The organism is Collinsella sp. AF20-14LB, from assembly GCF_003459505.1.
Taxonomy (GTDB): Bacteria; Actinomycetota; Coriobacteriia; order Coriobacteriales; family Coriobacteriaceae; genus Collinsella.
Map to the genome: position 1 here is coordinate 171,568 of NZ_QRWD01000001.1, position 13,137 is coordinate 184,704.

At 61.6% G+C, this 13,137-nt stretch carries 11 protein-coding genes and 2 tRNA genes; all 13 read right to left on the minus strand.

Annotated features, from left to right (window positions below; genetic code table 11):
• Window positions 1-48: 48 nt before the first annotated feature.
• The 13 genes from coaD to rbfA all read right to left on the minus strand — a co-directional run bounded on the left by coaD (window position 49) and on the right by rbfA (window position 13,133).
• A complete protein-coding gene (coaD, locus tag DWX63_RS00785; RefSeq protein WP_117842503.1) occupies window positions 49-546 on the minus strand; it encodes a pantetheine-phosphate adenylyltransferase in 498 nt (165 codons plus the stop codon).
• Window positions 539-1,195 carry a 16S rRNA (guanine(966)-N(2))-methyltransferase RsmD gene (rsmD, locus tag DWX63_RS00790; RefSeq protein WP_117842504.1) on the minus strand — a complete coding sequence of 219 codons (657 nt, stop codon included), beginning with the start codon at window positions 1,193-1,195 and terminating at the stop codon, window positions 539-541. The genes coaD and rsmD overlap by 8 nt, the downstream gene beginning before the upstream one ends.
• Window positions 1,192-3,369, minus strand: a complete 2,178-nt coding sequence (gene recG, locus DWX63_RS00795; RefSeq protein WP_117842505.1) for an ATP-dependent DNA helicase RecG — start codon at window positions 3,367-3,369, stop codon at window positions 1,192-1,194. The genes rsmD and recG overlap by 4 nt, the downstream gene beginning before the upstream one ends.
• 10 nt (window positions 3,370-3,379) lie before the next feature.
• The gene (locus tag DWX63_RS00800) at window positions 3,380-5,041 is read right to left on the minus strand and encodes a DAK2 domain-containing protein (protein ID WP_117842506.1); all 1,662 of its coding nucleotides are present in this window, start codon (window positions 5,039-5,041) and stop codon (window positions 3,380-3,382) included.
• Window positions 5,042-5,068: 27 nt separating this feature from the next.
• Window positions 5,069-5,458 carry an Asp23/Gls24 family envelope stress response protein gene (locus DWX63_RS00805; RefSeq protein ID WP_187361832.1) on the minus strand — a complete coding sequence of 130 codons (390 nt, stop codon included), beginning with the start codon at window positions 5,456-5,458 and terminating at the stop codon, window positions 5,069-5,071.
• A 161-nt stretch (window positions 5,459-5,619) separates the two neighbouring features.
• Window positions 5,620-5,694: transfer RNA gene (locus tag DWX63_RS00810), tRNA-Asn, on the minus strand.
• Between the two features lie 34 nt (window positions 5,695-5,728).
• Window positions 5,729-5,803, minus strand: a tRNA-Asn gene (locus DWX63_RS00815).
• A gap of 370 nt (window positions 5,804-6,173) precedes the next feature.
• Window positions 6,174-7,523: an RNA polymerase sigma factor RpoD gene (gene rpoD / locus DWX63_RS00820; protein ID WP_055286388.1), complete on the minus strand. Its 1,350-nt coding sequence runs from the start codon at window positions 7,521-7,523 to the stop codon at window positions 6,174-6,176.
• Window positions 7,524-7,633: 110 nt separating this feature from the next.
• Window positions 7,634-9,742, minus strand: a complete 2,109-nt coding sequence (dnaG, locus tag DWX63_RS00825; protein WP_089571698.1) for a DNA primase — start codon at window positions 9,740-9,742, stop codon at window positions 7,634-7,636.
• Complete coding sequence (gene ribF, locus DWX63_RS00830; protein WP_233514422.1) at window positions 9,735-10,742, minus strand: riboflavin biosynthesis protein RibF; 1,008 nt, start codon at window positions 10,740-10,742, stop codon at window positions 9,735-9,737. The genes dnaG and ribF overlap by 8 nt, the downstream gene beginning before the upstream one ends.
• Window positions 10,739-11,671 (minus strand): tRNA pseudouridine(55) synthase TruB, encoded by a 933-nt coding sequence (gene truB, locus DWX63_RS00835; protein ID WP_089571697.1) that lies wholly within the window; start codon window positions 11,669-11,671, stop codon window positions 10,739-10,741. The genes ribF and truB overlap by 4 nt, the downstream gene beginning before the upstream one ends.
• Window positions 11,672-11,686: 15 nt before the next feature.
• Window positions 11,687-12,730 (minus strand): bifunctional oligoribonuclease/PAP phosphatase NrnA, encoded by a 1,044-nt coding sequence (locus DWX63_RS00840; protein ID WP_089571696.1) that lies wholly within the window; start codon window positions 12,728-12,730, stop codon window positions 11,687-11,689.
• Window positions 12,723-13,133, minus strand: coding sequence for a 30S ribosome-binding factor RbfA (gene rbfA, locus DWX63_RS00845; protein ID WP_006234038.1), 411 nt, complete (start codon window positions 13,131-13,133; stop codon window positions 12,723-12,725). The genes DWX63_RS00840 and rbfA overlap by 8 nt, the downstream gene beginning before the upstream one ends.
• Window positions 13,134-13,137 lie beyond the last annotated feature (4 nt).

The following is a 13,137-nucleotide window of genomic DNA, read 5'->3' on the forward strand; positions in this document are numbered from 1 at the left end:
ACATATCATCGTGCTAGTTTACCACATGCCACCAGGCAATAAAAAACGTCACGAAAAGCGGTGTCTGAGCGCTTCGACCACGTTGGGCGGGACAAACGTCGATACATCGCTGCCGAGCGAGGCGATCTGGCGAACGACCGAACTCGAGATATAGCCGTACTGCGGCGCACTCATGACAAAGATGGACTCCAGCTCGTTATCCAAGCGATAGTTGAGGTCTGCCTGCTGCAGCTCGTACTCAAAGTCGGTCATGGCGCGCAGGCCCTTGACCACGGCCCCCGCCCCCTGCTCGCGAGCGAAGTCGACCAAGAGGCCGGTAAAGGGCAGGACATCGACGCCGTCGATATCACCGAGCGCCTCGCGAGCCAGCGCCACGCGCTCATCCAGCATAAACGTGGTGCCCACACCGTTTTTACCCTGCGACTCGGCGACAGCGACGATCACGCTGGGAAAGATACGGCGGGCGCGGCGGATGACGTCGATATGGCCAAACGTGATGGGATCGAAGGTGCCCGGGACGATCACGCGGTTGATGGTGTCACTCATGGGCGTTCTCCTGAACCGTCATGGCATCGTTGTTGTGAGCATCGGTGCCGGTGCAATCTTCCTCACCATCGTCATCGCCGACCCAACGAAGCAGGTCGACCGAGGTAATGCCGTAGCGCTTCTCGCGCACGATCTCAAAGCCTGCCGGATGCGCGCCCGCATCGGCGGCGGCATGCTCAAACAGGGCATAAGCGCCAGGTGCAAGCAGACCCTGCTGAGCCAGGTTCTGCAGCAGTATCTCGACCGGCTCGGCACCAAAAGCATAGGGCGGGTCGAGCAGGACCAGATCAAAGGGGCCGCCCGGCACACGACCGCGCGAGGCACTCGCCAGCATGTCGCCCGTTACCACGCGCCAACGCGCACGGTCACGGCAGAGCGACTCGATATTCTTGGTAATGAGCCGCGCGGCATTCCGATCGATCTCGAACGTCGTGAGTGAGCGGGCACCACGTGAGAGCATCTCTAACCCTAAGGCGCCGGAGCCGCCAAAGGCGTCCAGCACGCGGACCTCGTCCAGATCGAAGTCGAATGCCGACATGACCATAGATGCGCATGCCTCGCGCACGCGATCGGTCGTGGGGCGGGTGACATCGCGACCACGGGGCTCCTCGATCTTACGACCGCGCCATTCGCCGCCGATGATTCTCATCCTCCGCTGACCTCCTTAAAAATGTGTCGATATCGCATGGCGACCGCATCGCGCAGGGGGCGCGTCGACACGGAGTCAAGGTTGCAAGCATACCGCAAGAGCTCGACTGCGTCCAAATGGGCCCACTCGATCAGCTCCTCGTCGGCATCCAGGTCGACAAAGCGCAGGGTCACCCCGCCATGCTGGCGGTACCCCAGGATTTCGCCCTCGTGGCGCAGACGCAGGTCCATCTGGGCGAGCGTAAAGCCATCCGAGGTCTTTTCGAGCGACTGGAGACGGTCTTGCGCCGCCGAAGCGCCGCCGTTGCCCTTGGAGTGCGTCATGACCAGGCAGGTGCCCGACACGCTGCCGCGGCCCACGCGGCCGCGCAGCTGGTGCAGGGCCGCCAAGCCAAAGCGCTCACCGTTCTCGATGACCATGACGGTGGCGTTGGGCACGTCGACGCCCACCTCGACCACCGTGGTCGAAACGAGCACGTCGATCTCGCCGCGCTTGAAGGCGTCGATCACGCGATCCTTCTCCCCCGCCGGCATGCGGCCGTGAAGACGCTCGATGGTAAGCCCCGGCAACGCCAGGCGTAGGCGGTCGAGCTCGGTTGCCGTATCGTGCAGCGGCACGGGCACGGTTACGCGACCCTCGTCGTCACGGACGATACCGGGCACATCCTCAAGCTCATCGGCCGAGTCGCTCGGCTCCACGAGCGGGCAAATCACGTAGGCCTGCTGACCCTTTTCATGCGCCTCGCGGATGGCGCCATAGGCAAGGTCGCGGCTCGACTCGGTAAGCACGCGTGTCGTCACGCCAGCGCCAGGGACGGGCCGATGACGGATGATGCTCGTGTCCAGATCGCCGTAGACCGAAAGCGCCAGCGTACGTGGGATGGGCGTTGCCGTCATAACGAGCAGATCGGCACCAGGGCCCTTCGCACGCAGGGCGTTGCGTTGGCCGACGCCAAACCGGTGCTGCTCATCGATGACCACGAGCGACAGATGCTTAAACGCCACGTTATCCGAAAGCACCGCATGGGTGCCAAAGAGGACATCGAGCTCGCCCGATTCCAGATGGGCATGAATCCGCTCGCGCTCGGCCGCCGGCGTGGCGCCCGTCAGGAGCGCCCAGGTCATGCCAGCCTGCAAGAGCAAGGGGCCGGTCTTATCGGCATATTGACGCGCCAGCACGCCCGTGGGCGCCATAACGCAGGCCTGCGTGCCGCTATCGGCAGCCACAGCCAGCGCGCAGGCGGCAACGGCGGTCTTACCGGTACCGACATCGCCCAGCAGCAGGCGGTTCATCACGCGCCCGCCATCGCACATATCGCGCAGGATATCTTGGAACGCGGCCTCCTGCTCGTCGCTCAGCGAAAACGGCAGGGCCTGCTTAAGCGCGGCCAGGTGCTCGCCCGCGGCGTGGGCGTAGGGCACCACATCGACCAGGCTGCCGTCGTTGCGCAGGCGCAGCGCCAGCTGCAGGTAGAGGCACTCCTCGTAGGCAAGCCGTGCGCGCGCGATATCGCGCTCAGCCATGCTCGAGGGAAAGTGAATTGATCGAAGCGCACGAGCATTGCTCATCAGGCGACGTTTAACGCGCAAGCGTGCGGGAATCGGGTCGAAGGGATTGCCGACGACCTCGAGCGCGCCACTTACGATGCGGCGCATCCATGCCTGGCTCACGCCGTCACTCACATAATGGACCGGCAAAATGGTGCCCGCAGCACGCCCGTCATCAAGCTTTTCAAAGTGCGGCGAGGCCATCTGCTTAAAACCGTAGGCAAACTCGACCTTGCCCATCACGGCCAGGCGGTCGCCCTGTTTAAGCTGCTGGGCAATCCAAGGCTGACGGAAAAAGGCGACCTGCAGCACGCCCGTCTCGTCAACGAGTGAGACCTCGGTCACCTGCATGCGCGGACGCGGCTTCTTTTGAACGATACGGTCGACCGTGGCGATGATGGTGCACACGGTACCGATGGGCGCCATCTCGATGGACCAGGAGCGCGTAAAGTCCAGGTATCGATGAGGGATATGGAGAAGGAGGTCCCCCACCGTCCGAATTCCCAGACGGCGAAGGGCCTCCTCACGTTTACCCGAAACATATTTGAGTCGCGCGATATCCTCGTCGAGCGCATTGCTCTGGGCAAAGCGATCAGAGACGCGCGGCACGGAGCAGAGCTCGGACATGGGCAGATGCCTACTCGATCGAGAAGATCACGGGATAGAGCGGCTGCTCGCCACGATGGGCGTCGATCTCCAGGTCGGGCTGAGCCTCCTCGATAGCGTCGACGATCTCCTGGAAGGCTTCATCGGACAGCTCCTCGCCGGCCAGAATCGTCAGCGCGTCGCCCTCCTCTTCCTCCTGCATGCGGTTGATGCAATCGAGCGTGACCTGCTTCACGTCGGAGCCGACGACATCGATGGAGCCGGCAATGATGCCCATGACGTCACCGGAGTGAATCGGGGAGCCGTCCGAGGCGCTGGAGTCGCGCACGGCGCGGGTGACCTCGCCATCGCGGACCTCGCTGATGGCGTCGACCATAGCGGCGACGGCATCAGCGAGCTCGGAATCGGGCAGGACCGCGAACAGCGCGGAGAAGGCCTGCGGAACGGTCTTGGTGGGAACGACGGCGACCTTCTTGTCGGTGCAGGCTGAGGCAGCGGCCTCAGCGGCCATGCGGATGTTGCCGTTGTTGGGCAGGATGATGACCGAGGTCGCGTTGACCTGGTCAACAGCACCCAGCAGGTCTGCAGTCGAGGGGTTCATGGTCTGACCACCCGACACGATCACGTCGACGCCGAGGGACTTGAGGATGTCGGCCTCGCCGGAACCGGCGGCAACGGCGACAAAGCCCAGGGCCTTCGCGGGCTCGGCGGCCTTCTCCTGCTCCTCATGAATCTTGGCGGTACGGTCGTGGGCCTCCATCTCCATGTTGTGGATAAAGACCTCGTAGATCTGACCAAGCTGCAGCATGTGCTCGAGCACCAGATTGGGGGTGTTGGAGTGCACGTGAATCTTGTAATCGGGGTAAGCACCCACGAGCAGCTCGCAGTCGCCCATGGAACCCAGGAACTTGAGGCACTCGTCCTCGTCAAAGGGAGCGTCGGCCTTAAAGAGGAACTCGTTGCAGTAGCGGAATTCCGAGCCCTCCCAGTCGTCGTTGGCCTCGATCTCAACACGACCAAGGGCCGCGTCGCGGGCAGAGCAGGCGGAATCAAACGTGGCGGAGAAATCCTCGACAACGGTGCTGCGGCCAAGAGCGGCGGCAACAAAGTTCTCAAGGAAAATAGCAAAGCCAAAGGCGCCGGAGTCGACCACGCCGTTCTCCTTCAGAACGGGCAGCAGGTCGGGCGTGCGGGCGACGGACTGGTAGGCCTCGACGACGATGGCGTCGAGCGCGTCCTCGGCCGAGAACTTCTTCTTTTCGCACTCGTCGGCCTTGGTCGAGACATCGCGCAGCACCGTGAGGATCGTACCCTCGATGGGCTTACGGACGGCCTGGAAGGCAACCTTGACGGCACGACGGAAGGCGAAGGCGATGTTGGCGGACGTAATGGGCTCGTCGGCGGAGACAAGGCCCTCGGCCACGCCGCGCAAGATCTGCGAGGTGATGACGCCGGAGTTGCCGCGGGCGCCCATCAGGGAGCCGTGGGTGATGGCGCCGGCGATGGCCTCCATGTCGGCGTCGGCGGGAAGGGCAGAAAGCTCCTTGGTCACCGAGGCGAGCGTGAGCGACATGTTGGTGCCGGTGTCACCGTCGGGCACGGGAAAGACGTTGAGCTTGTTGATCTCCTCGGCCTTGTCGGAAACGGCAGCCGCAGCGATCGGAAAACAGGTGCGAATGGTCTTTGCAATCATGGGTATTTAAATCTCCGTTTTCGGATGCTAGTTCAGACGGCTCTTGAGCGCGTCGATATGGATGCCGATCTTAAGGCTGGCGGGATCGATCTGGGCGATCTCCTGCAGGGTGAAGGCAACGGAGCTCGAAAGATTGTGGCAGACGGATTTCATGTTGACGCCGTTCTCGAGCACGACGTGAAGATCGACCGTAAGGCCGTTCTCGTCGGCGGAGACAAGCACGCCCTTGCGGAGGCGCTGACCGGCAAGCAGGCGCACGCTCTCGGCGCCTTGGAGCTGCTCAGCCATACCGACGACGCCATAGCACGTCATCGCGGCATAACCGGCAATATCGGCAATAACGTCGTTCGAGACGCTCAGGCTGCCGTTAATGGTCTCAGACACAAGAATCTCCTTATCTGGTGCTCGCGGCACCATGTCGTGGGAGCAATCATTGCAATATTCTACAACGACCGCGCCATGTTGAGGTGGTGGGTCGCGGGATTACATCCTCGACACGAAATGTTGATATGGCAACGTTCGAGTCAAGTGGTCGCGGCATGAAAAAACCCGCCGCATAAGCGACGGGTTTTACAACCTGGCTCCCCGGGTAGGACTCGAACCTACAACAGCGCGGTTAACAGCCGCGTGCTCTACCATTGAGCTACCGAGGAATTTAAAAGCCCAGCGGAATGGGCTGAGAAATTCTGGCTCCCCGGGTAGGACTCGAACCTACAACAGCGCGGTTAACAGCCGCGTGCTCTACCATTGAGCTACCGAGGAATAGGTGCGTGCTCTCAAGCAACGAAGTTTATTATACGGACGAATCAGCTCAGGGCAAGAACTTTTTTAAGAATTTTTCTCCGCCTAGTCATTGGTGACGTTCTTAAACGACTAGTCATTCAAGAACGTCCCCAACGACTACTCATTTAAGTCTGTCCCCAATAACCACCCCCAAACTGTCGCACAACTGACAGCCATAGCAACGCCGCAGATAGAGGACGGACAGCGAAAACCCGCCAGAGCGAGCAAGGTGCCTTGAAACAAGGCGGCATTGACCTTTTGGTCATGCCGCCGAAGTTGAAAGGCAGATTGCCGCTCTGGCGGGTTTGCAGCGTCGGCCAGTTACGGCGTTCGGTAGAACGCCGTAACCCTAAGACTCGATATAGTCTTTGAGCTTGCTGCTGCGGCTCGGGTGACGAAGCTTGGCCAGGGTCTTGGACTCGATCTGGCGGATACGCTCGCGCGTGACACCAAACTCGCGACCGACCTCCTCGAGCGTGCGGGGATGCCCGTCGACAAGGCCAAAGCGCAGCTCGATAACCTTGCGCTCACGATCGGCAAGCGAGTCGAGCACCTGGGTGAGCTGCTCCTGCAGCATGGAGAAGCTGGCGGCATCGGGCGGAACGATAGCCTGGGAGTCCTCGATGAAGTCGCCCAGCTGGGAATCCTCTTCCTCGCCGATGGGGGTCTCGAGCGACACGGGCTCCTGCGAAATCTTCTGGATCTCGCGGACGCGGTCGGCGCTCATGTCCATCTCGGCACCGATCTCCTCAGGGGTCGGGTCGCGACCCAGGTCCTGAAGGAGCTGGCGCTGCACGCGGACGAGCTTGTTGATGGTCTCGACCATATGCACGGGAATACGGATGGTACGGGCCTGATCGGCAATGGCGCGCGTAATGGCCTGACGGATCCACCACGTGGCGTACGTGGAGAACTTAAAGCCCTTCTGGTAGTCGAACTTCTCAACAGCGCGGATCAGACCGAGGTTGCCCTCCTGGATCAGGTCAAGGAACAGCATGCCGCGGCCGACATAGCGTTTGGCGATGGAGACGACCAGACGCAGGTTTGCGCTGATGAGTGCCTGCTTGGCTTCGAGGCCCACGTTCTCAATGCGCGTAAGACGACGCATCTCGGCACGCGTGAGCTCGAGCTCGCCGGCATCGGCAGCCTCGAGCTTCTCGGTGGCCTCGAGACCGGCCTCGATCTTCATGGCCAAATCGACCTCTTCGGAGGCGGTCAGCAGGTCGACCTTGCCGATCTCCTTGAGGTACATACGAACCGGATCGCCGGTCAGCATCACCGTGGAGGCATCGATGCCACGCACGCGGGAGCGTGAACGGGACGTGCGCACGGTGCGCTTCTTCTTGCTCTTGGAAGAACCCATCTCGGCGTCGGCCTGACGGGCCATCTTGAGCTCGTGATCGTCGAGCGAGCCGGAATCGTGCTCGTCGTCGTCATCAAAATCGTCGGTATCGGTATCGTTATCGTCATCGTCGACGTCCATGGGGGCGTCGTCGTTACCGCTCGCGGAGATAATCTGGATGCCGCTGTTGCGCAGCGCGGAATACACCGCGGTGAGCTGCTCGTCAGAAACATCGATATCCTTCAGGGCGACCTGAATCTCGTCCTCGGTTACCGAAGTCCTGTTTGAGCCGTTGCCCATGAGCTTTGCAACGTAGGATTCCAGCCCAGTACCCGTGCTCTCAGTCTTTTTTGGCACAGATTCTCCCTTCATAGTCCACAGGACTCAATACTTTAGCACACACATTGACGTCTATACCCAAAAAGAGGACTGGATATAGGCGAGAATACGCTGGTTGACCACAACATCTAGGCTTGCTCGGTGCCCGCGGCCTCCAGGCCGATCAAACGGAACGGGTCCGCCACGCCGCCGATCGACTTTTGCAGCTCGCGTTGACGCTGCGAATCCTGCGCGGCCTGCACGGTCAGCGCGCGACGGGCCTCATCGTCGAGCGAACGGTCTTGGCGCAGCTTGGCCTGCGCGGCACGCATACGGCGCTTGATGGTGTAGAGCTCGAGCGTATCGAGCATGAACACGATGTTCGTCTCGGTAGGGTGTTTGCTCGTCGCCGAGATGCGCCCGGCGCTCACAAGCGTTGCCGCCTCGGGACACACCGAGCGCGCCGCATCCATGCAGGCTGCAGGATCGGTTCCCGGCGGCGTTGCCAGCACGGCCCATGCGATGGACTCGTGACGTGGGTCAACCCACTCGATGGAGCAGATGCGGTCGGCATACGTGCGGAACAGGTCGGGGTAGCTAGTAAGCATCGTCAACAGCTCGCGCTCCCCTGCCAAGGACTTGCGCTCAAGATCGGTAAGAACCATCGGCGCCGCCGCAGCCGGTGCGCCCGAACCATCAGCCACAGGAACAGCGCCCATACCATCAGGCACGTCGATCGGCGGCAGATCGTCGACGACCTCCACGGGCGCGGCGCCGTAGGCATCGAGCGGGACATAGTCGTACGGCTCCTCCTCGACCGGCGCGAACACCGGCGACGTCGCGCCCGATGCCCAAGCACCGCGAGATGCCCCCTGCGAACCAGACGTCCGACCGCCCGCGCTACCAGAGCGCTCGGCTTGCGCCCGCTGGCGTTCATAGTTCTGCTCACGACGTCGTTCCGCATCTTCGCGCTTGGCGACATCGCGAAACACGCGACCCGAACTCGCGCGAACCGTCTCCAGATCCAAACCCAGCAGATCGGCAATCTGGATAAAGTATGTGTCGATCATATAGCTATCGCGCAGCGGATAGATAAGCGTCAGCGCATCTTCCAGCGCCTTGGCACGACCGCCCGGCGTGGTGATGTCACTCGACTCCTGCAGCGAACGGTAGACAAAGTCCATAAGCGGCTCGGCAGCGTCGATGCGCGCCTGCAGCTCCTGTCCACCATGCGCCGTGATGAACTCCATGGGGTCGTTGCCGTCGGGCAGCACCACGCAGCGCAGATCCATCGAATCCTGCTCGATAAACTGAATCGCGCGGCGGGCGGCCTTCTGTCCCGCCGCATCGCCGTCGAACATGTACACGATGCGCTTAGCAAAGCGGGTGAGCGTCTTGACGTGATGCTCCGTGAGCGCGGTGCCCAGCGTAGCGACAACGTTTTTAATCCCCGCCTCCCAACAGGCGATGCAGTCGGTATAGCCCTCTACCACGATGGCGGTATCCTGCGCGACGATAAACTCCTTGGCCCAATTAAAGCCGTAGAGGTTTCGCTTTTTATGAAACACGCTCGTCTCGGCGGTGTTGAGGTACTTGGGTTGGCCGTCACCCATGATGCGACCGCCAAAGGCGATGTTGTGACCCTGCTCGTCAAAGATGGGGAACATCACGCGGTCGTAGAAGCGGTCGGCAAGCTGCCCGCGCCCTCGACTCACGGCAACGTTGGCGTCGATCATCTCCTGCGGAGTAAAGCCCGCCTGCGACAGATGAGCCACCAGCATATTACGACCCGGCGCAAAGCCCAGGCAGTAGCGGCGGCAGACGTCGCCGCCCATGCCGCGGCTGGCAAAGTACTCACGTGGACGGCCATCCTTACCGCGCATAAGCATGGTGTGGTAGAACTGGGCGGTCTCGGCACACAGATCGTAGATGCGGGCACGCTTGGTACCGCGCTCGCGGCGATCTCCGGTGTCGTGCAGCTCAATACCTGCACGATCGGCCAAATAACGGATTGACTCGGGAAAGCTCAGGTTCTCGCGCTTCATGATATAGGTGAAGACGTCGCCACCCTCGCCGCAGCCAAAGCAATGCCACACCTGTGTGGCGGGGATAATGTGGAAGGACGGCGTCTTTTCGCCATGAAAGGGGCAGCAACCCCAAAACTCATGGCCGCGGGGCTTGAGCTCAACCGTTTCCTGCACGATGGCAACTAGGTCGGACGCAGCGCGTACCTGGTCTTTTTCATCATCGCTAATCACGGATACTCACCCCCTGCTCGCCCAAGTTGTGACGAATATCCTCGATATTACCCTCGACGGTCGAGATCAACTCATCCAGCGATTCGAACACACGCGAGGGACGCAGCCAGCGCGTAAACGCCAGCGAAACGGAAGCGCCGTACAGGTCGCCCGTATAACCAATTAAGTTAGCCTCGAGATGCGATGAAGCGGCATCGTCGGCATACGTCGGCGGCAGGCCGACGTTAACGGCAGCAGGCCATACGGTGTCATCGACGAGCACCAGGCCCTCATACACGCCATCGGCAGGCACCTGAATGCCGTCGGAAACCTGCAGGTTTGCCGTGGGAAAGCCCATGCCAGAGCCCTCGTGACGGCCGCGAACAACACCGCCGCGCAGCATATACGGGCGGCCGAGCAACTCAGCAGCCAGCTCCACATGGCCCTGTCCCAGCTCATGACGGATGCGGGTGGCGCAAATGGCCTCACCGCCCTCGCAAAGCAGATCGTGACCATACACGTCAACGCCGTGCTCGGAACCCCAGACGCGCATCTCGGCAACACCAGAAGTACCGCCACGACCCAGCCTAAAATCGCTGCCAACGCGAATCGAACGAATGTCGACCACGCGTGACAACAGTGTGAGAAAACCAACATGGTCGAGTGCCGCAACCTCAGGCGTAAAGGGAACGGCCACCACTGCATCGACCCCGGTCTGAGCCAAGGCATGTAGACGGTCGGCCGTCGTCATCAGTTTTTGAGCGGGCGAAGGACTCACCACAACGTCCGGATCGGGATCGAAAGTGACCACGACCGCCTTGCAGCCATGGGCACGGGCATCACGGACAAGCGCTTCGATGAGTTCCTGGTGTCCACGGTGCACACCATCGAACACGCCGATGGCAATCGATGCAGCACCCAAGTGCTCGCACTCATCAAACGCATCGGCAGTGACGATGCGGGCCTCGTCCGACTCGCCCTCGAAAAAGATACGCGCGAGCTCACGAGCGGACAACATCATCGAACACCGCCGATTGCCTGCGGAAACACGTGCTCCATGACAAAGCGGCCACTCTCAATGCGGGCAAGCGCCTTGAGTCCCCCATCGAGCACCAACGCAAAAGGCGCCTTCGCGGAATCGAAATCGGCAAGCGCACGCTCAACGGGAATGCGTCGGCCGCAGAGCAGGTCGTCGGCAAGATTGCCCGGCAAGTCAACACGCGTGGCGCCCAAGGCCGCAATGGGATCCAGGGCAAAGCCAGCCGCGGACTCGGGAGAAAGCTCCTCGACCGCATGACAAGCGCCAATGGAAACAACACCGGAGGCCGTGCGGCGCAGCGCGGAAATGTGCGCGGCGCTCTCGCAGGCGCGGCCCAAATCGCGAGCGAGCGCACGGATATAGGTACCCTTGCTCACTGAGAACGCCACGGTCCACACACACGTATCACCTTCGCCTCCCACGGCGATCAGGTCGGCGGCATAGACCTCGACGGGGCGCGGAGGTAGGTCCACCGCATTGCCCTCGCGAGCAGACTTGTAGGCGCGAACGCCATTGACCGAGATAGCCGAAAACGCCGGCGGCACCTGCATCTGCGGACCCAGCATAGCGGCCAAGCGCTCACGGGCATAGGCAGGATCGCGGAGCTCGTTGGCAACAGCCACCGTGCGGACCGCCTCGCCCTCCGCATCATCGGTATTGGTCTCGGCGCCAAACGAAATGTCGGCGACATAGCTTTTGGTATCGAGGGTTAGCATGCCCAGCAGACGGGTGGCCTGGCCCACACCCACCACCATGACACCCGATGCCATGGGGTCGAGCGTGCCGGCATGGCCGACGCGCCGCTCATGGAGGGCGCGTCGGCATTTCGAAACCACATCGTGGGACGTGCAGCCCACCGGCTTATCGACGGCGAGCAGCATATTCAGTTGAGAAGGCGTACGACGAGCCATGTACCATCCAAAAAGTTAAAGCTCGACGGTCACCGAAGCGGGATCCTCCCCCACCAGCTCGGCCAGCATGGGAAGTGCCACGGTAAGCGTCTCGAGAATCGTTCCGTTGTTGGAGAAACCGGCGGCAGCGGGATGTCCGCCTCCGCCAAAGGCAGCAGCGATCTCGGACACGTTGAGGTCGCCCTTGGAGCGCAGGTTGCCGCGCACCTTGGTATCGCCCTCAATGCCCTTCAGGAACAGACAGACCTCGACGCCCATCACCGAGCGCACCACGTCAACCAGACCGTCGCACTCGTCCGAGGTGACACCGCAGGCCTCAAGGTCACTCTGGTACGCGTAGCTATACGCGACGCGCCCGTGGGCCACCGTCTTAATGCGGCCCATAACGATGGACTTGAGGTGCAAAAACTCAACGCGCATGCTCTGGTAAACCTCGAGTGCCACACGCGCCGGATCGGCACCGTGGGCAACCAGACGCGAGGCTGCATGGAACGCGGCTGCATCGGCGTTTTGGTACTGAAAACGGCCGGTATCGGTAACCAAGCCACACAGCAGGCAGGTCGCAACGCCATCACGTGCGACAATGCCGCAATTGTCCAAGAAGCGGTCGATGATCATGGCGCAGGCTGCAGCTTCGACGCGCCTCAGGCTGAGCTCGGCAAACTCCTCGCGCGCCGGATGGTGATCGAAGCACACCACATGCTTGGAGCGACGAAGCACCTCGGCGGAATTATTGAGACGCTCGACGACCGGCACGTCCACCGAGATGAACAGGTCCGGATTGCCGGTATACGCAGATGCCGGTACCAGGCGATCGGAGCCTTCCATAAAGCGGTAGATGCGCGGAACCGGATCATCGTCTGCCAGCAGCAGGGCAATGTCCTTGTTAGGGAAAAACTTCATAAGCGAGAGGCCCAGACCCAACACGGAGCCCAGGGCGTCGCCATCGGGAGAAGTGTGTCCCGAAATCGCAATGGAGGACGCATCCTCGATGAGCTCGAGGATGCGTCGCTGAATATCTGCAGACTCGCACGAGGCGAGGTCGGCGGAATTAGTCATCTAAAGCTGCCTCCTGGGCGGCATCCGCTATCGGATAGCCGTCCTCGTCCTTTTCGATCGCAAGCGTGGCGGGAACGTTTTCCAGCGCACGCGTGATGCGCTCGGCCTCATCGGTCGAGCGATCGATGCGAAAATCGAGCTCGGGCGTAACACGCCAATCGAGCGAGCGAGCCAACAGGCTGCGAATACGGCCCTTGGCGCTTGCGAGCGCCTCCATGACCTCGTCGTAGCGGCTCGCATCGCACGACACGTACACACGCGCGAACGAACGGTCCACCGCGACCTCAACCGCGGTCAAAGTAACCAGGTCGAGACGCGGATCGGAAACCTCAAAGAGCAGGATATAACCAAGCTTCTCGCGAAGCTGCTCGCCCAGACGGCGGGTTGCCTGCGTTTGCTTCATAGCG